Genomic DNA, 22,450 nt, shown 5'->3' with positions numbered 1-22,450 from the left:
TTCGCATCGACGCGCTCGCGCGACGAACGGGGGCGTGTGAGCCGCGTGCGACGGCGGTGCGGATGCCACGGCTGCCAGCGTGAAAATGTCGGACAATAGCCGCTGCGCGCGCCGCGCCGGCGCAGCGTTCAACCGATGCATTCACGCTTGCGAGATCCCCATGTCGACTCCCTTTCCCCGGGAACTGCTGAAGGCCGCCGATATCGCGAAGATGGAACCGACGCGCGCGGTGCACTCGCTGAATCCCAATGCCGTCCGGCTCAAACGACAACTCAGCGACCTGACCGGCCTGACGCAATTCGGTATCCACCTGCTCACGCTGATGCCCGGTCACGAATCGGCCGAGTATCACCGTCACCTGTACGAAGAAGAATTCGTCTACGTGCTGTCCGGCACGGGCTCGGTCACGATCGGCGAACGCGTCAGTGAAATCGGGCCCGGTGATTTCATCGGCTTTCCGCGCGGCGGTGAAGCGCATACGGTGCAGAACACCGGCGATGCACCGCTGGAGCTGCTCGTCGGCGGGCAGCGGCTCGAACACGATGTCTGCGAATACCCGCGTATCGGCAAGCGGCTTTATATCGCCGGCGAGCTTGAAGACTACGTCGAGCTGCCGAAACAGCCCTGATTGCCGATCGCATTCGCAATGTCGAATTCCGTATAAAAAACCGAATTAATTACCTCTTGTTTAGATAAACAAAATAAAAATTCGTAAAAATACGGGGTAGAGAAACCACGTTTATTTGGGCACGCTTGTGCGCATTGTCCATTCCCGGGTGCCGGCATTTCGACCTGCCGGCGTGTCTTTTTCGGGCATCCGGGTACGGAAATAAATACACGCGTCCGGCAGTTTCGACCGATTGACCGCGTACGCGACAAGTCACGAAAAGATTCCTGATTTAAAGCTCAGTAGTTCGAATCAGCGGCTTGATTCAAGAACGAAACGGAGACAGGCGATGTCGAGGAACTGGGGGTTGAGAGCGGCGCTGCTGGCGCTCTGTGTTGGCTTGGCTTCGTGCGGGGGCGATGGCGATTCGCCGTCGGCAGCCGCTTCGAATCTGTCGGCCGCGGCACAGTCGCAAGGCAACGAAGACGGCAACGGCGGCAACAGCGGCAACGGCAATGGAAACGACAACGACAACGCAGCATCGAAGAAGAACGCCGACATTCGCGTCGTTCAGTACGTCAATCCGCTGATCGGCACCGACTACGCGACCGACCAGCCGGCCGACCCGGTCGGCTCGGGTCTGGGCGGCGGCACGTTCCCGGGGCCGACGGTCCCGTTCGGGATGATGCAGTGGAGCCCGATGACGCCCACCGCCCAGTACGACAGCCGCAAAGGCGACGGCTCCGGCTTCTCCGGCGGCTACTGGTACGGCGACACGTCGATCAACGCATTCAGCATCCTGCACCTGAGCGGCACCGGCTGCTGGGCGAACGGCGGCTACTTGAACGTGATGCCGCAGCTCGCGCCCGGCGACGCCGGCACCCCCGCCAGCTTCAGCCACGCGAACGAGACCGCGCAGGCCGGCTATTACGGCGTCACGCTCGGCAACGGCATCAAGGCGGAACTGACGACGACGCTGCGCACCGGCTTCGCGCGCTTCACGTATCCGGCACTCGCGCAGGGCCAGCAGGCGACGATCGCGATCGATCCGACCGTGCTGAACAACCGCGCGCAAGGCTCGACGGGCGACACGATCAGCCAGGCCGGCGACCGCGCGTTGTCGGGCACGATCGCGGGCGGCGGATTCTGCTGGGCCGGGCATGCGGTACCCGTCTACTACTACGCGGAATTCAGCCAGCCGTTCGCGGTGAAGCCGGCGCTGTCGAACGACAGCCCCGTGGCGTTGACGTTCAATGTCGACCGCAAGCACCCGGACGTGATGATGAAGCTCGGCATTTCGTTCGTCAGCGAAGCGAATGCGAAGGCGAACCTGCTCGCCGAGAATCCGGGCACCGATGCGCAGGGCAACCGGAACTGGCGTTTCGACAAGGTACGCCGCGCGGCGAGCGCCGCGTGGAACGCGCGCCTGAACGCGATTCAGGTCACGGGCGGCAGCGACGCGGACAAGACGAAGTTCTACACCGCGCTGTATCACGCGTCGCTGCACCCGAACGTGTTCAACGACGTGAACGGCCAGTATCCGGACTTCTACGCGTCGAACGGCGTATCGGCCGCGCCGACGCGTCAGGTCGAGAAAGGCCGCACGATGTACGCGAACTTCTCCGGCTGGGACATCGACCGCTCGTTCATGCAGCTTCAGGCATTGCTCGATCCGGTGCGGACCAGCGACATCGTGCAGTCGCTCGTGCTCGATGCAAAAGCGTGCGGCGCGTTCCCGCGCTGGGCGTACTTCAATACCGAGACGGCCGTGATGCCCGGCGATGCGGGCTCGATCATCGTCGCGAACGCGCATGCGTTCGGCGCGACGAACTTCGACACGCAGGCCGCGCTGTCGATCATGAAGCGCAGCACGACGCCGGGCGCCGCATGCGCCGGCACGCCGGTGATGGGCAGCCGCGCGGATTACGACCGGCTCGGCTACGTGCCGTCGTCGGGCCCGGGCGACAACCAGACGGCGTCGAACACGCTCGAATATGCGGTGCGCGACTTCGCGGTGTCGCGCTTCGCGACGGCGCTCGGCGATACGGCGACGGCCGGCACGCTGCTGAAGTCGAGCGGCAACTGGCAGAACCTGTTCGACAGGAACGCGATCCAGCCGAAGACGTCGGCGGGCGCCTGGGTCACCGACGGCACCGGCTTCATGGAAGGCAACTCGGAGCAGTACACGTGGTACGTGCCGCACGATCTCGGCGGCGTGGTCGCGCAGGCCGGCGGCGCCGCACCGGTCGTCAAGCGGCTCGACACGTTCTTCTCGCACCTGAACATCGGCACCGTGCAGCCGTACTTCTACGTCGGCAACGAAGTGACGATGGCCGTGCCGTGGGTCTATGCATGGGCGGGCGCGCCGTCGCATACGCAGCGCGTGCTGCACGCGTCGCTCGCGAACGCGTTCGGCACCGGTGCGGCCGGGCTGCCCGGCAACGACGATCTCGGCGCGATCTCGGGCTGGTACGTGTGGGCCGCGCTCGGTCTCTACCCGGTCGTGCCGGGCGTGAGCGGCGTCGCGCTGGCGAGCCCGCAGTTCGAGAAGATCGTCGTGCGCGTCGGGCAGCAGGACGGCAGCTACCGCCTGCTGCACATCGTCGCGCCGGGCGCGGGTTCGGGCGATGCCGCGTCGTTCTACGTGAAGTCGCTGAAGCTGAACGGCGCACCTTACCCGACCGCGTGGCTGCCGTTCGAGCACATCGCGAAGGGCGGAAAGCTGTCGTATTCGATGACGGCCGACGCGAGCGCGGCGACGTGGGGCACCGACGCATCCGCGATGCCGTCGTTCCCGCAGGCGGCCGGCGCGCCGTAACGGTCGAGAAGATCAACGAGCGGTTCTTGCCGACAGGATCGACGCAGAGAGAGGGAGGGACGAACGGATGAAGCTACGTCATGTGGTGGGTATCGGGTGCCTTGCCGTGTTGTCGGGGTGCGGGGGCGATCAGACTTCGACGGATGCGAGCGTGCTCGCGCAGATGTCGAACGCGCAGGGCAACCGGAACGACCAGGGCGATCAGAACGACCAGGGCGAGAACGGCGGCGCGGGCAAGCGATCGCTGCTGCGCAGCGTCGATCCGATGATCGGCACCGCGAACCTCGACATCAACGCGGACTGGAGCAGCGGCGTGCGCGGCCACGGCCACGTGTACCCGGGCGCGACCGTGCCGTTCGGCATGGTGCAGCTCGGGCCGGACACGACCGGCGGCGCGCACACGCTGCCGTGGAACTGGGATCGCACGTCCGGCTATCAGTACGACGATCCGCTCATCACCGGCTTCACGCACACGCACCTGTCGGGCACCGGCATCGGTTCGGGTGGCGAAGTGCGGTTCCTGCCGACGCTGGCGCCGGTCGACACCGCGACGCTGGCCAAGGTGGCCGCCGATGCGTCGATCACCTACAACGCGTCGTTCAGCCACGACGACGAAACCGCGAGCCCCGGCTACTACCGCGTGAAGATGGCGCCGGTCGGCAGCGGCAGCACGCCGTGGAACGTGAAGGGCGCGAAGATTCTCGCGGAGATGACGGCCACCGCGCACGCGGGCGTGCATCGCTACACGTATTTCCCGAGCGCGGCTGCGCAGAAGCGCAGCATGATCGTCAGCATCGACAACCCGATCGGCGGCTCGACCGCGAGCGGCAAGATCCGGGTCGTCGATGCGCAGACGATCGCCGGCTGGGAGATCACGAACAACTGGGCGAACAACAAGCCGACGTATTTCGTCGCGCGTTTCTCGAAGCCGTTCGATACGAAACACGTCGCGTTCAGCGCCGACGGCTTCAAGGCCTACCTGTCGTTCGCCGACGGTAACGACAGCGGCGCGGTTACGGTGAAGGTCGGCATCTCGCCGTCGAGCATCGCGGATGCACAGGCCAATCTCGCCGCGGAAGTCGGCGCGAAGTCGTTCGACCAGGTGCGCGGCGCGGCCGAACGCGTGTGGGCCGACGCACTCGGACGGATCAGGATCAAGGGCGGCAGCGCCGACCAGCGGACGATGTTCTATACGTCGCTGTATCGCACGATGCTCGCGCCGACCGTCTACAACAACGCGGACGGCAGCTACGTCGGCACCGATTCGACCAACGACGGCACGACGTCGCCGCCGACGACGAGCAAGCACGCGAATCCGGGCTTCGACTATTCGTCGACGTTCTCGCTGTGGGACACCTTCCGTGCCGAGTCGCCGTTGATGACGCTGGTGCAGCCCGAGCGCGTCGACGGCTGGGTCAAGTCGCTGCTCACGCAGTTCAGGCAGAACGGCAAGGGCGAGCTGCCGGTGTGGCCGCTCGCGCAAACGGAAACCTTCACGATGGCCGGCCACCCGTCGATCCCGCTGATCGCCGACGCGTACCTGAAGCACCTGACGAGCGCGGGCATCGACGACATCTGGACCGCGTTGACCACCACGCAGGGCGCGAGCGCGCACGGCTTCGACCAGTACCGCCAGCGCGGCTACGTGGTCGCGGGCGACAACGCATCGGTGTCGACGACGCAGGACTATGCGTTCGACGACTGGGCGACGGCCGCGGTCGGCAAGGCGGCGGGCAAGAGCACGGCCGACTACCGGCCCTACCTGCAGCGCAGCCGGAATTACCGGAACGTGTTCAACCCGACGCTGAACAACGGCTGGAAGTTCTCGCAGCCGAAGGATGCGCAGGGCAACTGGGTGGCGGGCTTCGACCCGACGGCGGCGGAGAAGACGGACTTCTCCGAATCGAATGCGTGGATCGATACGTGGAACATCTTCCACGACTTCCCGGGGCTCGTTGCGTTGCTCGGCGGGAAAAGCCAGTTCATCGCGCAGCTCGATCGCACGTTCGATCCGGCGAACCCGCTGACCTTCCTCGGCAACCAGGGCTTTCCGGACCTGACCGGCCGCAGCGGCCAGTTCTTCGCCGGGAACGAGCCGGCGAACCATCTGCCGTACCTGTACGACGTCGCGGGCATGCCGTCGAAGACACAGGACCGCGTGCGCACGGTGATGGACGACATGTATTCGCTGACGTTGACGGCCGGCGATCGCGCGCTGCTGAGCGGCGACAGCCTGAAGGCCGCGCTGGCCGACCCGCGCCGCGTGCGCGATTCGGCCATTCCCGGCAACGACGACTGCGGGCAGCTGTCCGCGTGGTACGTGCTGTCCGCGCTCGGCACCTATTCGCTGAATCCGGTGGGCGGCGTGTTCTACCTTGGCACGCCGCTGTTCGCGGAAGCGACGCTCGACATCCCGGTTGCATCGGGCGGCGGAGACGGCGGTGCGCTGAAGTTCGGCAAGTCGCGGCGCTTCACCGTGACGGCGCACACGGCCGGCGGCGGCGCGCCGTCGTCGGTCAATCGCTATGTGCAGTCGGTGAGCCTGAACGGCGTGCCGCTGCATCGGCCGTACATCACGTACGACGAGATGAAGGCCGGCGGCACGCTCGATTTCGTGATGGGGGCGACGCCGAACGATGGTTGGGTCAGCCAGTGGAACGGTCAGGATCCGAACAGCGCGCTCGCACCTTCGCTGACGTTGGCAGGGAAGTAGCGGCAGGCAACAGCAAGCGGCCCGCATCGACGCGGGCCGATTGGCTTCATCCGGCGGCGCCGGTTTCGAGCGGATCGGCATCCTTGCGGCCGTCTTATCCGGCCGTGTGGGGCAGTTGCCGGATCGTCACCGGGCCGCTGAGCGACTGCTGGGGCAGCAAGGGGCTGATCGTCGCCGGGATGCGGGTGCGGGCGGCAAGGCGTGCGCCGGCCGCGCTGACGGGGCGGTTGCGCTGGCGGCTCGTGGCGAGCGTGTTGCCCGGTCTCGGCACGGCGATGGTCTGTCCGGGCCTGATTGCCGCCGTGTCCGATGCGGCCGATGCGTCCGATGCGTCCAGTCCCGGCTGGCGGGCGCGCTCGCTCGCCGAGCGTGTATCGGTTCTGATGCGATCTCGGCTGTGCGATCCGCGCGTTGCCGGCCGGCTGGATGGCCGGCCGATTCGGCTTCGCCGGAGCGACCCTCGTGGTGGCCGCGGTGACTTTCGCGTCTGGGAGACGTCGTCGCGCTTATGATGCGGGAACGCCACTGACAGGGTTCCCCGACATGGACGCGCCGCTTCCGCCGATTTCTGCCCCGATTCCCGAAACGGAACCTGAAACCGAAACCGTCGCCGAGCCGCGCGCGTCGCGGTTGCATCGGCCGGTCGCGCTCGTCACCGGATCGACGTCGGGAATCGGCGCGGCGATCGCGCGCCGCCTGGCGGCGGACGGTTATGCGGTGATCCTGCATTCGCGCAGTTCGGCGGACGTGGGGCGCGCAATGGCGCGCGAACTCGGCGCGGCCTACGTGCAGGCCGATCTCGCCGACGATGCCGAACGCGTGCGGCTGATTCGCGACGCACTGGCCGTGCACGGGCGGCTCGACGTCCTCGTCAACAATGCGGGCGTCAGCCGCGTGATTCCGCATGACGACCTTGCCGCGGCGACGCCCGACGTGTGGCGCGAGATGCACGAGATCAACGTGATCGCGCCATTCCGGCTCGTCGCCGAAGCGGAGGCCGCGCTGCGTGAGGCGGCGTCGCACGGGCGGGCCGGGTGCGTCGTGAACGTCAGTTCGCATGCGGGCGTGCGGCCGAAGGGCGCGTCGATTCCCTACGCGGCCGCGAAGGCCGCGCTCAATCACACGACGCGGCTGCTCGCGCGCACGCTCGCGCCGGCGATTCGCGTCAACGCGGTCGCGCCGGGGCTCGTCGATACGCCGCTCACGGCCGACTGGACGGACGCGCAGCAGCTCTGGCGCGAGCGCGCGCCGATGCGGCGGGCGGCGGCGCCGGATGACATCGCGCAGACGGTCGCGATGCTCGTCGCGTCCGATTACGTGACGGGCGAGATCGTGATGCTCGACGGGGGGATGAACCTGACGTGATGCGGTGATGCGGCGATGCGGCGATGCGGTGATGCGGTGATGCGGTGATGCGGTGATGTCGTGATGCAATGTCGCGGCCGGACAGCCGCGCGCAAGAATCATGCACGCGATTGCCGCGACCGCTTTCCTGCCCGCGTACGCGGATCAGCCGAGGCGCGACCGCAGTTGCGTGAGCGCCTGGTCGTGCGTGCGCTCGAACTTCAGCGGCGTGACGGCGACATACCCTTCGCCGAGTGCGACCGTTTCCGAATCCGGGTCGTCCTCGCGCGGCGCGCGGGCCAGCTTCAGCCAGTGATAGTCGATCTCGCGCGGATCGCGGCCCGACACGATCTCGACGCCCTGCAGCGTACCGGCCCCCTGGTTCGTCACCTTCAGGCCGCGCACGTCGTCGGCCGGCCGTGCCGGGAAATTCACGTTGAGGCACGCGTCGCTGTCCCAGCCGGCGGCGACGAGCCGGCGAATGACGTCCGGCGCATGCGCGAGCGCGGTGTTCCATGGCACCGCGTTGCGATCGGTGAAGGCCTGGCTCAGCGCGATGGCCGGTACGCCGACCAGCATGCTCGTCATCGCGGCACCGACCGTGCCGGAAAACACCGTTTCGGTGCCGAGATTCGCACCGCGGTTCACGCCGGACAGCACGACGTCGGGCCGCGCGTCCTTCATCAGGTGGCTGACCGCGATCGCGACGCAATCGCCGGGCGTGCCGCGCACCGCGAAGCGGCGTTCGCCCTTGCGATGCACGCGCAGCGGTTCGTGCAGGCTCAGCGAATGCGACGTGCCGCTCTGGTCCTCCGCCGGCGCGACGATCCACACTTCGCGCGCCAGTTGCATGGCGACCTGTTCGAGTACTTCAAGGCCGGGGGCGTCGAATCCGTCGTCGTTGGTCAGCAGGACACGGTCGAAAAGCGGGCGGGTTTCTTGCATCGGGACGATCCTCACGGAGATGGGCGATGAGAGGGAAGGGCGGCGTGGCGCAAGCCACAAGGCTAGCATCCCGGCGCGAGAATCGTCGTGTTGCGTCGTCGGCGCGGACATGAAAACGGGCGCATTGTGCGCCCGTTCGTCGGTTGAGATGCCACGTAAGCGGCGATCGGCCCTTCCGGCGGCTAGCCCCGCGAATGATTATTTCCAAAACAGGAGAATGTGCGTTGCCGGCCGGAGCGCGAGATCGGTCGTCGCTCGTCCCCTTGGGGGACGGCTGGCAACGCACGTTCACAAGCCCGCTATCAGCGGGAACAGGCCCTATCCGATCAGATGCCGCAGCAGCCCCGCCGACGCGACGCCGACGATGACGGTCGGCAGGATCGACAGGCGCGTCGCCGCGAGCAGCGTGATCGCGAGCGCGAGCAGGTCGGCCGGCCGCGTCGACACGAAGGCTGGCGCGATCACCGAGATCAGCACGCAGCCGGGCACGTTCTCCATCACCGATGCCATCCGCGGGCTGAGCGTGCGGTTGCGCAGCAGCACGTAGCCGAGGATGCGCGACAGGTAGGTCGTCGACGCCATCAGCACGATCGTCGCGACGGTGCTGAAATCCGGAAGCTCAGGCATCGCGCGGCTCCCACAGCAACGCGGCGACGAGCCCCGCGCATGCGCCGGCCGCGACGTACCATGCGCCGGGCACAGCCAGGTGCGTGGCCGCCGCGACGACGAGGCTCACGAACCACGGACGGCTCGCGCGCATTCCCTTCCACATCCCGCGCAGCAGCACCAGGAATACGGCCGTGAACGCCATGTCGAAGCCGTACTGCTCGACGTTGCCGATCGTCGGGCCGACCGCCGCGCCGAGCGTGGTCATCGAGATCCACGTCAGGTAGAGCCCGATACAGATGCCCGCGTAATAGGGCACGCTGATGTGCGTGGCCGAGCGCGAGCGCGCGTCGGCGAGCGACATCGCCCAGCTCTCGTCGCACATGAAGAACAGCGCGACGAACGCGCGGCGGCGCGGCAGGCGCCGGATGTACGGCTCAAACGCCGCGCCCATCAGGATGTGGCGCGAATTCACGAGGAACGACATCGCGACGATCAGCGCGATATGCGGCGGCGAGGTCCACAGATGGATCGCCGCGAATTCGGAACCGCCGCCGAAATTCAGGCCCGTCATCATCGGCACCTCGAACAGGCTGAGCCCTTTCTGCGCGGCCTGCGCGCCGAGGACCAGCGCGAACGGCACGAAACCCAGCATGACGGGCAGCGCCGCGCGCAAACCGCGGCCCATCTCGGCGACATAGGCGGGCTTGTCGCGAAGCCCGGACGACGTTGAAACGCTACTGCTCATTACTCCTCCTTCGGGGGGAGGGATTGTCTGCTTTTTTGACTCGAATCGGGTTGCGTTGTGGCCATAACTTTCAGAGAATTTGGCATTGAACGCGTGATTTGCGAATTTTTTGGAATCGGATGCCAAATGAAACTGGATGCCATCGACCGGCGGATCCTGAGCGCGCTGCAGCGCGACGGCCGCATGCAGAACGTGGAGCTCGCGCACGAGGTCGGGCTGTCGCCGTCGCCGTGCCTGCGGCGCGTGCGGCTTCTCGAGGAAGCGGGCGTGATCGAGAAATACGTGGCCGTGCTGAATCCCGCGAAGGTCGGCAAGGGGCTGACGATCTTCACGCGCGTGTGGCTGAAGGGGCAGGACGCGGAATCCGTGAACCGTTTCGCCGATGCCGTCCAGCAGATGCCGGAAGTCGTCGAATGCCACCTGATGGCGGGCGACTGCGATTTCCTGCTGCGCGTCGTCGCGGCCGACATCGACGACTATCGGCGCTTCCAGATGGAAACCCTCACGCGCATTCCCGGCGTGCTGAGCGTGAAGACCGACATTCCGATGCAGAAGGTCAAGCTGACGTCGGCGCTGCCGACCTAGCGCCGAACGGGTGCGAGGCGATGACTCGACGAACGGTCAGGTCTCGGTGACAATCGCCGGGTAATCTGGCGAGTCACGCCGCTTCGAACGTATCGCACGCACCGCCGTGCGATGTTCGATGCGCAAGCAACTAACGGTCAATGTCGATGCGATCGGGCAGGCGGTGCTGCGCGCCGGGTCATGCGCCGGCGCGGATGCGTTTCTTCTTGTCGGGCCATTCATGCAGCCATTCAACAATCCGTGGAATTCGCTGGAAATCGTCAAGCTCGTGCTCGGCGTGCTGACGCCGTTGTCGGTGGCCTGCCTCGGCTGGCTCGTCGCGCGTCGGCTGAAGCGGCTCGAACTCGTACAGTGGACCAACCAGCGGCTGATCGAGAAGCGCCTCGCGCTGTACGACGCGGTCGCGCCACAGCTCAATGCGCTGCTGTGCTTCTATACGTGGATCGGCTACTGGAAGGACATCTCGCCGGACGACGTGATCCGCGCGAAGCGCGAGCTCGACCGCACGTTTCATATCTACCGCTACCTGTTCGACGAGGATGTGTACGACGCGTATCACACGTATATCCACGCGCTGTTCGACATGCACACGGGCCCGGGCCGCGACGCGCGAATCCGCTCGCTGATCCAGTCGCCGGACGGCGACCGGAGCGTACACGGGGCGTATGAATGGAAGCCGGCGTGGTCCGAGCGTTTCGCGACCGCGAATGTCGTGCCGAAGGACGACGTGCTGCGGCATTACACGCAGTTGATGGAACGGCTGCGCGTGGCACTGGGCGCGACGCGCTGACGGCTCGGCCTCGCACCTCACGCTTCGCGCCTTACGCTTCGCGCCTTACGCCGCGCACCTCACGCCGGTATCGAAATCCGCCACCCGGCGGCACGGATTCACGCCCTCGCACAAGAAGCGGATGCGGAGCGCGGTAGCTGCTGACATCCTCGCGCCATGTTCACTCTCGCGAGGTCCATATGATTGTCGACACCGGCTGCCAGCCGCTCATGATCCGCTCGCCCGGTGCGGGCCGGCGGCGTCTTTTCTCCACCGGTTCTCCCGAACCTCATGACATGCCGTTGCCGGTCGAGCCGGAGATCGGCGACATCGTGTTCATCCGCGTGACGGTGCGGCCGTTTCTCGAGGTCGCTAGCGCGACACGGTCGTGGACGAATCACGTCGGGATCGTCGTCGGCCGGCGCGGTGGCGAGCCGCTCGTCGCCGAGAGCACGTTTCCGCTGTCGCGCGTCACGACGATGTCGCGGTTTCTTGCGCGTTCCCATCGCGGCGCATGCGTGATCGCGCGGCTGAAGCAGCCGTTCGATGCCGCGCAGCGGCGCCGGCTCGTCGACGCGGCGATGCGCCGGGTCGGCGTGGTCTACGACACGGGTTTCAATCTCGCGTCGCGCCGGCAGTTCTGTTCGCGTTTTGTTCGGGAGGTTGTGCGTGACGCGACGCGGATCACGCTCGGCGATGTCGAAACCTTCGACACGCTGCTGCGCCGGAATCCCGATCATCCGCTCGGTTTCTGGAAGGTCTGGTACTTCGGGCGGATTCCGTGGCAGCGCCGCACGGTGACGCCGGCGAGCTTGATGGACAGCCGGGAACTGCGCGTGGTAGTGGATACGCGCGATCGTACCGACGATGCTTGCGCGGGCGGGGATTAGGCGGGATGCAAGGCACTTGGGCGATCAGTCGCGCGAGGAACCGACGGCCGATTCATGCACGTCCGTGCGTTGGTGCGACTCAGGCGAAAGAGATCACGAGTTTCTTGCCGCATGCGGCCGCATACTTGCGCAGCGTATCAATCGACGGCGAGTGCTGGCCTGTCGCGAGTGCACGTTCGAGCCGCGTGACGGCAGGCGCCTTCGTGCCCATGCGCTCTGCCACATCGGCTTGCGAAAGACCGGCGGCTCGCCGGGCGGCCAGCATTGCGTCGAGCAGCGCGAATTCCTCGCGGTTCAGCCGGTCGTACTCGGCGCGTACCGTCGGATCGGCCAACGCGCGCTCGCGCAGTGCCTTATAGGTTGCCATCTCGAATCTCCTTCAATCGGCGGCGCGCGGTCTCCAGGTCCTTCTGCGGCGTTTTCTGCGTCTTCTTCACGTAGCAGTGAAGCATGACGATCCGCCGGTTGACGACCGCGCAGTAAAACACACGTGCGATACCTTCCAGGCCCTTCAACCGCATTTCGTACAACCCGTCGCCCATCGGCCTGGTGTGAGGTTCGCCCAGATTCGGGCCGTACTGCTCCATGCGGTCAGCGAGTGCGAAGAATCTGGCGATCAGCGTTTTCGGCAACGCAAATACGCCAGCCTCGACTTGCTCGCTGAAGAAATGGATTTCATCCGCGACGGTTCGCATGGTAACAAATTTGTTATTTCCTTGCAGGAAGGAGCGCCGTCGTGTCTGTCATGAGGGCGGCTCGTCGAATGCACGGAAGCACCGGAGAAACGTCTGGACGTTTCTCCGGTGCTTCGTTGCTGATGTGCGAGCCAGATTGTTTGCCGGTGGCCTGATTTCGACTAGTTATCCGAATGGATATCAGGCCTGCCCGTGCGCTTCTGCAGGAAGCGAGATCAGTTCCGCCCCGCCACCGCGAGCCTTGCCGCGAGCCCCACGAACACCGTACCGAGCAGGTATTGCGGCAGCTTCGACGCGCGGCGGCGCGCGCCGATCCGCCGGCTCAGCCGGCTCGCGGAGAGAATCACCGCGCCGTTCACGACGAGCCCGATCAGGTTGAGCACCGTCGCGAGCACGAGAATCTGCACGGCGATCGAGCCATGCTCGGGCCGCACGAACTGCGGGAACAGCGCGAGCACGAACAGCGCCATCTTCGGATTCAGCAGGTTCGTCGTCAGGCCCTGACGGAAGATCGTAGTGGTCGAGTGGCGACGCTGCGACGCGACAGGCGACAGCGAGGTTGCGTCGGAACGGAACGTCTTCCACGCGAGATAGAGCAGATACGCGGCGCCGGCGAAACGCACGATGTCGTACGCGATCGGCACCGCGAGAAAGAGCTGCGACAGCCCGAGCGCGGCGGCGAGTGCATGACAGTAAGTGCCGGCCTGAATGCCGGCGAGCGTCGCAAAGCCAGCACGCCGGCCCTGGCTCACGCTGCGGGACGCGATCAGCAGCATGTCGGGCCCCGGCGTGGCGGTCAGCGCGAGACACGCGCCGGAGAACAGCGCGAGCGTGGAGAGGTCGATCATGGGAATCCCTTTTGCGTGAGCGGCGTAAAAAGGAATGCCAGTTTAGGAGTGCCGCTGCAGGCGGTCAACCGTGCTCGCGCCATGATTTGGCCGACGGCCGACAGGCTTCCATCCTTTCGATAAAACGGAAGCCGTCTTGACCATTCGCTCGCTTCGTGCGACTGCATCAGCAATTAACAATTTAGTCACGAATTTTCGTACGTGATCTAAATACATGCGAAATGTCTGTCTGTAGCATTCGGCCCTTGAGTCAGTGCTGGCAAGTGCCTTGCCGGCAAGGTCCGAACCTGTTCCATGTGGGTAGATCATATGCAAGTCGTCGACCACCGTCGGGTCGATATCGGTAACGTCGAAGCGACACGATCGCTCGATGGCGGTTCGTATGCGGTGCCGCGCGACGCAAGCGTGACGCGGCGGGCCCGCCACGCATTGTGCGCGGCGCTGATCTGCGGCGGTGCCGCGGGCCTGTTCGAACCGGCGCTTGCGCAAGTGCCGGACGCGGGGCGAGCGATGCGCGACATCGAGACGCCGCGTCCGGATCTGCCGCCGGAATCCGCGCCAGAGCTTACGGTTCCGCCGTCGGAAGAGGCCGCCGAGAGCGCGCCGGAGTCGGGGCCGCTCGTGTTCGTTCGCGCATTCGCGCTCGACGGCAATACCGTGTTCGGCAGCGACAAACTGCTGCCGCTCGTCGCCGATCTGGCCGGCGGCACGTTGAGTTTCGCCGACCTGCAACGCGCCGCCGGGCGTATCACAGCCTTCTATCGCCGCCATGGCTACGTGCTTGCACGCGCCTACCTGCCTCGCCAGGACATCGATGACGGCGTCGTGCGTATCGAAATCACCGAAGGGCGCTACGGCGCCATCACGATCCAGAACCATTCGCGCGTGCTCGGTGCCGCGCTGCGTCAGCCGCTCTCCGCGCTGCATCCGGGCGACGTCGTACGCGGGCCCGATCTCGAGCGCAGCCTGTTGCTGCTCGACGACCTGGCCGGCGTCGGTGCGCGCGGCACGTTGCGTCCGGGCGAAATGCCGGGCACCACCGATCTCGTCGTCGACGCCGACAAAGGGCCGCTCGCGTCCGGATCGCTCGAATTCGACAACTTCGGCGACGTGGCGCTCGGGCGCTACCGTCTCGGCGGCAGTATCGACGTCAATTCACCGCTGCGGCTCGGCGATCGCCTGAGCCTGCGCGGGCTCGTCAGCAACGAACTGCAGCGCTACTACCGTGCCGCCTACCAGGTACCGGTCGGGCCCGCGTCGACGCGGGTCGGCGTCGCGTATTCGTCGCTGCGCTACCGGCTCGGCGGCGCGTTTTCCGATCTCGATTCCCAGGGCCGTGCGAGCGTGCAAACCGCGTACGTCACGCAGCCGCTCGTGCGCGCGCGCACCCTGAGCGTCACCGCGCAGATCCAGTACGAAAACAAGAACCTGCGCGACGACTACGGCATCTTCGACATCCGGCGCGACAAGAACGTCGGCCTGTGGACCTTCGGCGTCAGCGGCAACAGTCAGGACGGCTGGCTGGGTGGCGGCCGAAACGGGTTCTCGGTGATGTTCGGCATCGGACGGTTGCGCAGCAACGATCCGTTCGAGGCGGATGCGCTGAAGAAGTCGATCGGCAGCTTTGCGAAGCTGAATGTGAGCGCGCTGCGCGTGCAGGCGCTGGGGCGTCGGTTCGAGTTGTACACGCAATTCAGCGCGCAGCTCGCGTCGCGCAATCTCGACGAATCGGAGAAATTCAGTCTCGGCGGCCCGTATGGCGTGCGCGCGTATGCGCTCGGCGCTGGCAGTGGCGACCAGGGCTGGCAGGCCAGCGCCGAGTTGCGTTATCTCGTCGCGCCCGGATGGCAGGTCAGCACGTTCGTCGACGCCGGGCGCGTGCAGGCCGACAAGCACCCATGGACACGAGAGCGAAACATGCAGCACATGCAGGCCGGCGGTGTCGGCGCGAGCTGGTACGGCGCGAAGCGCCAGGTGATGTTGACGGCCGCGTGGCCGCTCGGTGCGGCGTTCGGTTCGCCGACCCGCGCGCCGAGCGTATGGGTTCAGGCCGCTCAGTATTTCTGAGCACGCGTGATCGGTCCGTCTGGCAAGGCGGGTTTCCAATTATAAATTGAAGAGGATACCAAAATGAACAAGGCCTATTCATTGGTATGGAACGAAGCGCAGGGCAGCTGGTGCGCGGTCGGGGAAACGGCGCGCCGTCGCGGCAAGTCGGGCGGCGGCAAGCGCCTGCTCGCGGCGGGCGTGTCGCTGCTGGGGCTGGCGGCGGCGTCGGGCGCATACGCGCTGCCGACGGGCGGCGTGATTGCGGAGGGCCAAGCGGACATCGCGACGTCGGCGGACAACAAGACGATGTCGATCCACCAACACACGGACAAACTGATCACGAACTGGCAGGACTTCAGCGTGGGCGGCGGCGAGCGGGTGTCGTTCAAGCAGCCGACGAACCAGTCGATCGCGCTGAACCGCGTGATCGGTGCAAACGGCAGCCAGATTCACGGTCAGCTGGACGCGAACGGGCGCGTGTTCCTGGTGAACCCGAACGGAGTGATGTTCGGCGCGGGTGCGCAGGTGAACGTGGGTGGCCTGGTGGCGTCGACACAGAACCTGACGGATGCGGATTTCATGGCGGGCCGCTACCGGTTCGCGGGCACGTCGGGCCAGTCGGTGGAGAACGCGGGGACGATCGCGGCGACGGAAGGCGGCAGCGTGGCGTTGCTGGGTGCACGCGTATCGAACACGGGCGTGATCCGTGCACAGATGGGTCGCGTGGCGCTGGGCGCGGGCAATGCGTTCAACGTGAACTTCGACGGCAACGGGCTGCTGAACCTGCAGGTCGAAGGCGGAGCGGTGGACGCGCAGGCGAACAACGGCGGGCTGCTGAAGGCGGACGGCGGGGAAGTGCTGATGACGGCGCGCGCGGCCGGCGACCTGCTGGGTTCGGTGGTGAAGAACACCGGCACGATCGAGGCGAAGGGGCTGAGCAGCCGCGGCGGGAAGATCACGCTGGACGGTGGCCAGGTGCATGTCGCGGGCAAGCTGGACGCGAGCGCGCAGGACGCATCGACGACGGGCGGCACGGTGACGACGCGCGGCGAGCGGGTGGTGGTGTCGCGCGACGTGCAGGTGGATACGCGTGCGGCGTCAGGCAAGGCGGGCCTGTGGACGATCGAGGCGGCTAACGCTGGGGTCGGCGCCGACGCGATCGACGGTCAAACGCTGTCGCGCAATCTGGGCACGACGAACGTGGCGCTGACCAACACGTCGGTCGACCTGACGGTGGGCGACGCGGTGAGCTGGACGAGCGACAACGCGCTGGCGCTGACGTCGAAAAAGGGCAACGTCGAGCTGAAGCAGGCGTTGACGGCGAGCGGCGCGAACGCGGGCGTGACGGTGAACGCGGCAAAACAAATCCGGCTCGGCAACAAGCTGACGCTGACAGGCGAAAACGCGAGCCTGGCGCTGAACTCGGGCAGCGGGCATACGCTGACGAACGACGATGCGGTGGTCACGCTGTCGGGTCGCAATGCGTCGTTCTCGGCGAACGGCGAAGCGTATCGGGTGATCCACGATCTCGCGGGGCTGCGCGGTGTCGACGGCAACATGAACGGTCGTTACGTGCTGGGCAATGCGATCGACGGCAACGGCGCGCAATTCCGCAGCCTCGGCGGTGACGGCGCATTCGGCGGCGTGTTCGACGGGTTGGGCAACACAATTTCCCGCTTGACGATCAATGGCAACGGTCAGTATGTCGGCCTGTTCGGGGTGAATCGCGGCCGTATCGCGAATCTCGCGCTCGACTCGTTCGCCGTCAACGAAGCCGCGACTGGAACGCCCGCGTCGGTCGGTGCGCTCGCCGGAGCCAATCACGGCGGGACGATCTCGAACGTTCGCGTGACGAAGACGACGGTTTCGTCGAACGGGAAGATCAGCAGCCTCGTCGGCGGCCTCGTCGGCGACAACATCGCCGGTGTCATCGACGGCGCTCGATTCCAGGGCCGCATCACAGCCAACGACGTGGCTGATTCAATCGGCGGCATTGCCGGCAGGCATGCATTCGGGGCGCGGATCACGAATAGCCAGGCCGATGCCGAGATCACGAGCATGCGGTCGTCGAACTACATGCGTGCCGTCGGCGGTCTCGTCGGCAGGAGTATTCAAGCGACGGTGTCGAATTCGAAGAGTACCGGCAGGATCTCGGTGGGTGACCGCGTGTACGCGGGCGGCCTCGTCGGTCAGTCGGTGGACAGCATGATCGACAACGCAACCACGACGGTCGACGTGTCGGCCGGGAAGTCGAGCTTCGTCGGCGGCGCGGTCGGCCGCAGCGATGGCAGCACGATTCGTGGTTCGTCGGCGCACGGCATCGTCAGCGCGATGGACGGCAGCACGGTCGGCGGATTCATCGGCCTCAACAAAGGCGGCCAGATCCAGGACTCGAAAGCGTTCGGCGCGGTGTACGCGAAAGGCGCCGCGGCCGTAGGCGGCTTCGCGGGGGAGAACGTCGACGGCGGCGTGTTCGACAACGTGGAGGCGAACGGAAACGTGACCGACATTGCGAGCGGCGTCGTGGGAGGTCTGGTCGGCAGGAACGCGGGCGTCATCCGGCGAGGCACGGCGGCAGGCGATGTCGGCGCGGGGCAGGGAGGCAGCGTGGGCGGACTCGTCGCCGTGAACGACGGGGCCATCGAGCAGTCCGCGGCGAGCGGAGCCGTGCGTGCGGGCTCGGCGAGCCGGGTCGGTGGGCTCGTCGGCCTGAACCGCGGAACGGTTTCGGGGTCGAGTGCGACCGGATCGGTCACGGCGGCCCGCGACAGCTACGCCGGAGGTCTGGTCGGCGAAAACATCGGCCAACAAGCCAGCATCCGGGCCTCGAAGGCATCGGGCAACGTGACGGCCGTCGGCGGCCTGTTCGTCGGCGGGTTCGCTGGGGCGAACGGTAATGGCGCGCTGATTGCCGATTCGGAATCGTCGGGGATGGTCGCTGGCGCGGGTTCGTTCGCCGGTGGGTTCGTGGGCACGAATTATGGCGCGATCCGTTCGTCGCATACGAGTTCGAAGTTTGATGACTCGGAGGTGGGCATGCCCTTGGTGAGAGGCGGATTCGTTGCATTCAACACGGGGCGCATCGAATCGAGCAATACGAGCGGCGCGGCCGCACGTGAACCGTTCGCCAGCGTCAACGTGGGCTGGATCGACGACAAGCGGTAATTCATCTCGGTGAAGAGCAGGGCGCGAATGCCCCGGGGTGGCAACCAGGATCGGACGGTTGTCGCCCCGAACACGGCATGCCGGTTCCGCGGCAGGTTAGAGCCGGCGAGCATGGTGCCGATGGTGCCGTAATCCGCGAAACGAGCAACGAACATATTCGTTCCACGCTCGATAAGCGGTTTGTATAGGTATACGAAATGATTCGCGTATGCCAGTCAATCATGAGGAAATGAAAAATGAACAAGGCCTATTCATTGGTATGGAATGAGGTGCAGGGCGGTTGGTGCGCGGTCGGGGAAACCGCACGCCGTCGCGGCAAGTCGGGCGGCGGCAAGCGCCTGCTGGCGGCGGGCGTGTCGCTGCTGGGGTTGGTGGCGTCGGGCGCATACGCGCTGCCGACGGGTGGCGATATCAAGTCGGGTAGCGCGAACATCGATACATCGGCGGACGGCAAGACGATGTCGATCCACCAGCACACGGACAAGCTGATCACGAACTGGCAGGACTTCAGCGTGGGCGGCGGCGAGCGGGTGTCGTTCAAGCAGCCGACGAACCAGTCGATCGCGCTGAACCGGGTGATCGGTGCGAACGGCAGCCAGATTCACGGCCAGCTGGACGCGAACGGGCGCGTGTTCCTGGTGAACCCGAACGGGGTGATGTTCGGCGCGGGCGCGCAGGTGAACGTTGGCGGTCTGGTGGCGTCGACGCAGAACCTGTCGGACGCGGATTTCCTGGCGGGTCGCTACCGGTTCGCGGGGACGTCGGGCCAGTCGGTGGAGAACGCCGGGACGATCGCGGCGTCGGACGGCGGCAGCGTGGCGCTGCTGGGCGCACGCGTATCGAACACGGGCGTGATTCGCGCGCAGATGGGCCGCGTGGCGCTGGGCGCGGGCAATGCGTTCAACGTGAACTTCGACGGCAACGGCCTGCTGAACCTGCAGGTTGAAAGCGGGGCGGTGGACGCTCAGGCGAACAACGGCGGGCTGCTGAAGGCGGACGGCGGGGAAGTGCTGATGACGGCGCGCGCGGCAGGCGATCTGCTGGGCTCGGTGGTGAAGAACAGCGGCACGATCGAGGCGAAGGGGCTGAGCAGCCGCGCCGGGAAGATCACGCTCGACGGCGGTCAGGTTTACGTCGGCGGGAAACTGGACGCGAGCGCGCAGGATGCGTCGACGGCAGGCGGCACGGTGACGACGCGCGGCGAGCGGGTGGTGGTGTCGCGCGACGTGCAGGTGGATACGCGTGCGGCGTCGGGCAAGGCGGGCCTGTGGACGATCGAGGCGGCTAACGCTGGGGTCGGCGCCGACGCGATCGACGGTCAGACGCTGTCGCGCAACCTGGGCACGACGAACGTGGCGCTGACCAACACGTCGGGCGACCTGACGGTGGGCGACGCGGTGAGCTGGACGAGCGACAACGCGCTGGCGCTGACGTCGAAAAAGGGCAACGTCGAGCTGAAGCAGGCGTTGACGGCGAGCGGCGCGAACGCGGGCGTGACGGTAAACGCGGCAAAACAAATCCGGCTCGGCAACAAGCTGACGCTGACGGGCGAAAACGCGAGCCTGGCGCTGAACTCGGGCAGCGGCCACACGCTGACGAACGACGATGCGGTGGTCACGCTGTCGGGCCGCAATGCATCGTTCTCGGCGAACGGCGAAGCGTATCGGGTGATTCACGATCTGGCGGGGCTGCGCGACGTCGAAGGCAACATGAACGGCCGCTACGTGCTGGGCAATGCGGTCGACGGCAAGGGCGCGCAATTCCGCAGCCTCGGCGGCAGCAGCGCGAGCTTCGGCGGCGTGTTCGACGGTCTGGGCAATACCGTGCGCAACCTGTCGGTTACGAATCCCGGCGTGGCGGCCGTCGGGTTGTTCGCGGCCAATACCGGCCGTATCGCCAACCTCACGCTTGAGAAAATCACGGCGCGGGCATTTGGTTCGGCCGACAGCGCGCCCGTCAGTGTTGGCGTATTGGCCGGCTACAACATGGGCGAGATCTCGAACGTGAAGGCGAAGGACATCCTGGTCAGCGGCAGAGGCCGTACGATCGTCGGTGGTCTGGTCGGCAGCAACTGGAGCGGGCAGATCGATCGCGCATCCGTTTCCGGCCGTGTCGAAGGCGACAAGGATGCGATGTCCGTCGGCGGTCTGGTCGGAGAAAACCTCACTGTCCTGTGGCCGAATCGCGGCGACGCGATCATCAGCAACAGCCGCGCCGACGTACAGGTCAGCAGCCAGTCGGCCGGCAACACGGGCGGTCTGGTCGGTCTCAACCGCGGCGTCATCACGGCGTCGACGGCAGCAGGCAGCGTTACCGCCATGGCCCGCGGCGCGCGTGTCGGCGGTCTCGTCGGTTTCCACGAACGCGGGAGCATCGAGGCATCTTTGTCGTCCGCGAGCGTGCTGGCCGGCCATGACGCGACGGCGGGCGGCCTCGTCGGCTACAACACCGCATCGATCGACGCCTCCGACGCGACGGGCAGCGTGACCGTGGGCGACAACGCCAAGGCGGGCGGCCTCGTCGGGGAAAATCTCGGCAAGATCGCCGCGTCGACGGCGAGCGGCAACGTCGTTGCCGGCAAGTCGGCCATCGTCGGCGGGCTCGTCGGCGTCAACCGTGCGACGATCCTGGCGTCGATGGCGAACGGCAGCGTTCAGGCCGGCAACGCCGCGGTAGCGGGCGGGCTCGTGGGATATAACGCGGGCACCGTCAGCGCATCCACCGCGAACGGCGACGTGTCGACGGGTGCCGACAGCGAACTGGGTGGCCTCGTTGGCCGCAACGGGTTCCTCGGCAAGGTGCTCGCATCGAATGCGTATGGCAACGTGGACGGGCACGACAACGTGAAGGCCGGCGGGCTCGTCGGCTTGAACGACGGCGAGATTGAAGGTTCGTCGGCCGATGGGACGGTCAAGGTCGGTGCGCGGAGCGTGGCGGGTGGCCTGGTCGGCATCAACACTGAAAGTGTGAAGTCGTCCGATTCACGCGGGTCGGTTGTCGCCGGCGCATCGAGCACCGTGGGCGGCCTCGTGGGCGAAAACCGCGGCACCGTGATCGCTTCCTCGGCGGCCGGCAGCGTATCGGCCGGCGCGAACGGAAACGCAGGCGGGCTCGTCGGTACGAACGCGGGCAAGGTGGCAGGTTCCAGCGCGAGCGGGGCCGTCAACATTGCCGGTACGGGTAGTGCCGGCGGTCTGGTCGGGCGCAACGAAGGCAGCGTGTCGTCGTCAAGCGCGTCGGGCGACGTTGTCGCGGGAGACGATAGTTACGTCGGCGGGCTGGTCGGGCAGAACGTCATGAGCGCATCGATCGATGCATCCGACGCGTTCGGTTCGGCGAAGGGTGGCGATGGCAGCAAGGTCGGCGGTCTCGTCGGCGAAAACGACGGCAGGATCGCGTCGTCGTCGTCGTCGGGTGCGGTGTCCGGCGGGCACAACGCATGGCTGGGCGGCGTGGCAGGTGCAAACTTCGGCACCGTCGAGCGTTCGAGCTCGAGCAGTCGTGTTGCCTACACGGCCGGCTACGACCAGCTCTACGGCGGGCTGGTCGGCCTCAACTTCGGCTGGATGCGCGGCAATGGCGTGAGCGGAAGCGCGGCGGCGGTGCCGCTCGCGGGGCTCAATTTCGGCGAAATCGGGAACTGATCGGTCCCGTTCCGGGAGGCGGCG

At 66.4% G+C, this 22,450-nt stretch carries 16 protein-coding genes and 1 pseudogene; 11 read left to right on the top strand and 6 right to left on the bottom strand.

All coding sequences use genetic code 11. The features are described 5' to 3' along the window. Nucleotides 1-160 precede the first annotated feature (160 nt). From ABIC51_RS00530 to ABIC51_RS00510, 5 genes and pseudogenes are all read left to right on the top strand, one after another. Nucleotides 161-628 carry a cupin domain-containing protein gene (locus tag ABIC51_RS00530; protein ID WP_027789984.1) on the top strand — a complete coding sequence of 156 codons (468 nt, stop codon included), beginning with the start codon at nucleotides 161-163 and terminating at the stop codon, nucleotides 626-628. Between the two features lie 328 nt (nucleotides 629-956). After that, complete coding sequence (locus ABIC51_RS00525) at nucleotides 957-3,425, top strand: GH92 family glycosyl hydrolase (protein ID WP_226128234.1); 2,469 nt, start codon at nucleotides 957-959, stop codon at nucleotides 3,423-3,425. Nucleotides 3,426-3,492: 67 nt separating this feature from the next. Further along, the gene (locus tag ABIC51_RS00520) at nucleotides 3,493-6,138 is read left to right on the top strand and encodes a GH92 family glycosyl hydrolase (RefSeq protein ID WP_175898623.1); all 2,646 of its coding nucleotides are present in this window, start codon (nucleotides 3,493-3,495) and stop codon (nucleotides 6,136-6,138) included. Nucleotides 6,139-6,193: 55 nt separating this feature from the next. After that, a pseudogene (locus ABIC51_RS00515) lies at nucleotides 6,194-6,667 on the top strand (MFS transporter); the annotation flags it as partial. 14 nt (nucleotides 6,668-6,681) lie between these two features. Further along, nucleotides 6,682-7,503 (top strand): SDR family NAD(P)-dependent oxidoreductase, encoded by an 822-nt coding sequence (locus ABIC51_RS00510; RefSeq protein WP_021160587.1) that lies wholly within the window; start codon nucleotides 6,682-6,684, stop codon nucleotides 7,501-7,503. A gap of 144 nt (nucleotides 7,504-7,647) precedes the next feature. Here the strand turns inward: ABIC51_RS00510 and surE are convergent, their stop codons facing one another. From surE to ABIC51_RS00495, 3 genes are all read right to left on the bottom strand, one after another. Next, the gene (gene surE / locus ABIC51_RS00505; protein ID WP_146254631.1) at nucleotides 7,648-8,427 is read right to left on the bottom strand and encodes a 5'/3'-nucleotidase SurE; all 780 of its coding nucleotides are present in this window, start codon (nucleotides 8,425-8,427) and stop codon (nucleotides 7,648-7,650) included. A 318-nt stretch (nucleotides 8,428-8,745) separates the two neighbouring features. Beyond that, nucleotides 8,746-9,054, bottom strand: a complete 309-nt coding sequence (locus ABIC51_RS00500; RefSeq protein ID WP_027789978.1) for an AzlD family protein — start codon at nucleotides 9,052-9,054, stop codon at nucleotides 8,746-8,748. After that, nucleotides 9,047-9,781 carry an AzlC family ABC transporter permease gene (locus ABIC51_RS00495; RefSeq protein WP_027789977.1) on the bottom strand — a complete coding sequence of 245 codons (735 nt, stop codon included), beginning with the start codon at nucleotides 9,779-9,781 and terminating at the stop codon, nucleotides 9,047-9,049. Before ABIC51_RS00495 ends, ABIC51_RS00500 begins: the two co-directional genes overlap by 8 nt. Before the next feature lie 126 nt (nucleotides 9,782-9,907). Between ABIC51_RS00495 and ABIC51_RS00490 the strand changes: the two genes are divergently transcribed. The 3 genes from ABIC51_RS00490 (at nucleotide 9,908) to ABIC51_RS00480 (ending at nucleotide 12,025) form a co-directional block, all read left to right on the top strand. Next, nucleotides 9,908-10,366: an Lrp/AsnC family transcriptional regulator gene (locus ABIC51_RS00490; RefSeq protein ID WP_006749370.1), complete on the top strand. Its 459-nt coding sequence runs from the start codon at nucleotides 9,908-9,910 to the stop codon at nucleotides 10,364-10,366. A 220-nt stretch (nucleotides 10,367-10,586) separates the two neighbouring features. Then, entirely contained in the window at nucleotides 10,587-11,156 is a 570-nt protein-coding gene (locus ABIC51_RS00485; protein ID WP_027789976.1) for a hypothetical protein, read from the top strand. A gap of 179 nt (nucleotides 11,157-11,335) precedes the next feature. Beyond that, a complete protein-coding gene (locus ABIC51_RS00480) occupies nucleotides 11,336-12,025 on the top strand; it encodes a YebB family permuted papain-like enzyme (protein WP_027789975.1) in 690 nt (229 codons plus the stop codon). Nucleotides 12,026-12,104: 79 nt separating this feature from the next. Here the strand turns inward: ABIC51_RS00480 and ABIC51_RS00475 are convergent, their stop codons facing one another. The 3 genes from ABIC51_RS00475 to ABIC51_RS00465 form a co-directional block, all read right to left on the bottom strand. Next, nucleotides 12,105-12,392, bottom strand: a complete 288-nt coding sequence (locus tag ABIC51_RS00475) for a helix-turn-helix domain-containing protein (RefSeq protein ID WP_146254629.1) — start codon at nucleotides 12,390-12,392, stop codon at nucleotides 12,105-12,107. Beyond that, on the bottom strand, nucleotides 12,379-12,720 hold the full coding sequence (locus ABIC51_RS00470) for a type II toxin-antitoxin system RelE/ParE family toxin (RefSeq protein ID WP_175898627.1): 342 nt from the start codon (nucleotides 12,718-12,720) through the stop codon (nucleotides 12,379-12,381). The genes ABIC51_RS00475 and ABIC51_RS00470 overlap by 14 nt, the downstream gene beginning before the upstream one ends. 215 nt (nucleotides 12,721-12,935) lie before the next feature. Further along, a complete protein-coding gene (locus tag ABIC51_RS00465; RefSeq protein ID WP_027789972.1) occupies nucleotides 12,936-13,568 on the bottom strand; it encodes a LysE family translocator in 633 nt (210 codons plus the stop codon). 294 nt (nucleotides 13,569-13,862) lie between these two features. Between ABIC51_RS00465 and ABIC51_RS00460 the strand changes: the two genes are divergently transcribed. The 3 genes from ABIC51_RS00460 to ABIC51_RS00450 all read left to right on the top strand — a co-directional run bounded on the left by ABIC51_RS00460 (nucleotide 13,863) and on the right by ABIC51_RS00450 (nucleotide 22,426). Continuing rightward, nucleotides 13,863-15,635 (top strand): ShlB/FhaC/HecB family hemolysin secretion/activation protein, encoded by a 1,773-nt coding sequence (locus ABIC51_RS00460; RefSeq protein WP_226128232.1) that lies wholly within the window; start codon nucleotides 13,863-13,865, stop codon nucleotides 15,633-15,635. 63 nt (nucleotides 15,636-15,698) lie between these two features. Then, nucleotides 15,699-18,782: a two-partner secretion domain-containing protein gene (locus tag ABIC51_RS00455; RefSeq protein WP_334070346.1), complete on the top strand. Its 3,084-nt coding sequence runs from the start codon at nucleotides 15,699-15,701 to the stop codon at nucleotides 18,780-18,782. Between the two features lie 236 nt (nucleotides 18,783-19,018). Further along, entirely contained in the window at nucleotides 19,019-22,426 is a 3,408-nt protein-coding gene (locus tag ABIC51_RS00450) for a two-partner secretion domain-containing protein (protein ID WP_146254627.1), read from the top strand. Nucleotides 22,427-22,450 lie beyond the last annotated feature (24 nt).

Source organism: Burkholderia sp. 572 (assembly GCF_040545135.1).
GTDB lineage: Bacteria > Pseudomonadota > Gammaproteobacteria > Burkholderiales > Burkholderiaceae > Burkholderia > Burkholderia cepacia.
Note: the sequence above shows the minus strand (reverse complement) of the source record. Positions and strands in the feature narration are given on the sequence as shown.

What these genes read in the sequence shown, in the direction of transcription:
- ABIC51_RS00530 (WP_027789984.1), top strand. Translation starts at nt 161, where the DNA reads ATGTCGACTCCCTTTCCCCGGGAACTGCTGAAGGCCGCCGATATCGCG.
- ABIC51_RS00450 (WP_146254627.1), top strand. Translation starts at nt 19,019, where the DNA reads ATGAACAAGGCCTATTCATTGGTATGGAATGAGGTGCAGGGCGGTTGG.
- ABIC51_RS00455 (WP_334070346.1), top strand. Translation starts at nt 15,699, where the DNA reads ATGAACAAGGCCTATTCATTGGTATGGAACGAAGCGCAGGGCAGCTGG.
- ABIC51_RS00470 (WP_175898627.1), bottom strand. Translation starts at nt 12,720, where the DNA reads ATGCGAACCGTCGCGGATGAAATCCATTTCTTCAGCGAGCAAGTCGAG.
- surE (WP_146254631.1), bottom strand. Translation starts at nt 8,427, where the DNA reads ATGCAAGAAACCCGCCCGCTTTTCGACCGTGTCCTGCTGACCAACGAC.
- ABIC51_RS00520 (WP_175898623.1), top strand. Translation starts at nt 3,493, where the DNA reads ATGAAGCTACGTCATGTGGTGGGTATCGGGTGCCTTGCCGTGTTGTCG.
- ABIC51_RS00460 (WP_226128232.1), top strand. Translation starts at nt 13,863, where the DNA reads ATGTGGGTAGATCATATGCAAGTCGTCGACCACCGTCGGGTCGATATC.
- ABIC51_RS00465 (WP_027789972.1), bottom strand. Translation starts at nt 13,568, where the DNA reads ATGATCGACCTCTCCACGCTCGCGCTGTTCTCCGGCGCGTGTCTCGCG.
- ABIC51_RS00525 (WP_226128234.1), top strand. Translation starts at nt 957, where the DNA reads ATGTCGAGGAACTGGGGGTTGAGAGCGGCGCTGCTGGCGCTCTGTGTT.
- ABIC51_RS00475 (WP_146254629.1), bottom strand. Translation starts at nt 12,392, where the DNA reads ATGGCAACCTATAAGGCACTGCGCGAGCGCGCGTTGGCCGATCCGACG.
- ABIC51_RS00480 (WP_027789975.1), top strand. Translation starts at nt 11,336, where the DNA reads ATGATTGTCGACACCGGCTGCCAGCCGCTCATGATCCGCTCGCCCGGT.
- ABIC51_RS00485 (WP_027789976.1), top strand. Translation starts at nt 10,587, where the DNA reads ATGCAGCCATTCAACAATCCGTGGAATTCGCTGGAAATCGTCAAGCTC.
- ABIC51_RS00500 (WP_027789978.1), bottom strand. Translation starts at nt 9,054, where the DNA reads ATGCCTGAGCTTCCGGATTTCAGCACCGTCGCGACGATCGTGCTGATG.
- ABIC51_RS00495 (WP_027789977.1), bottom strand. Translation starts at nt 9,781, where the DNA reads ATGAGCAGTAGCGTTTCAACGTCGTCCGGGCTTCGCGACAAGCCCGCC.
- ABIC51_RS00490 (WP_006749370.1), top strand. Translation starts at nt 9,908, where the DNA reads ATGAAACTGGATGCCATCGACCGGCGGATCCTGAGCGCGCTGCAGCGC.
- ABIC51_RS00510 (WP_021160587.1), top strand. Translation starts at nt 6,682, where the DNA reads ATGGACGCGCCGCTTCCGCCGATTTCTGCCCCGATTCCCGAAACGGAA.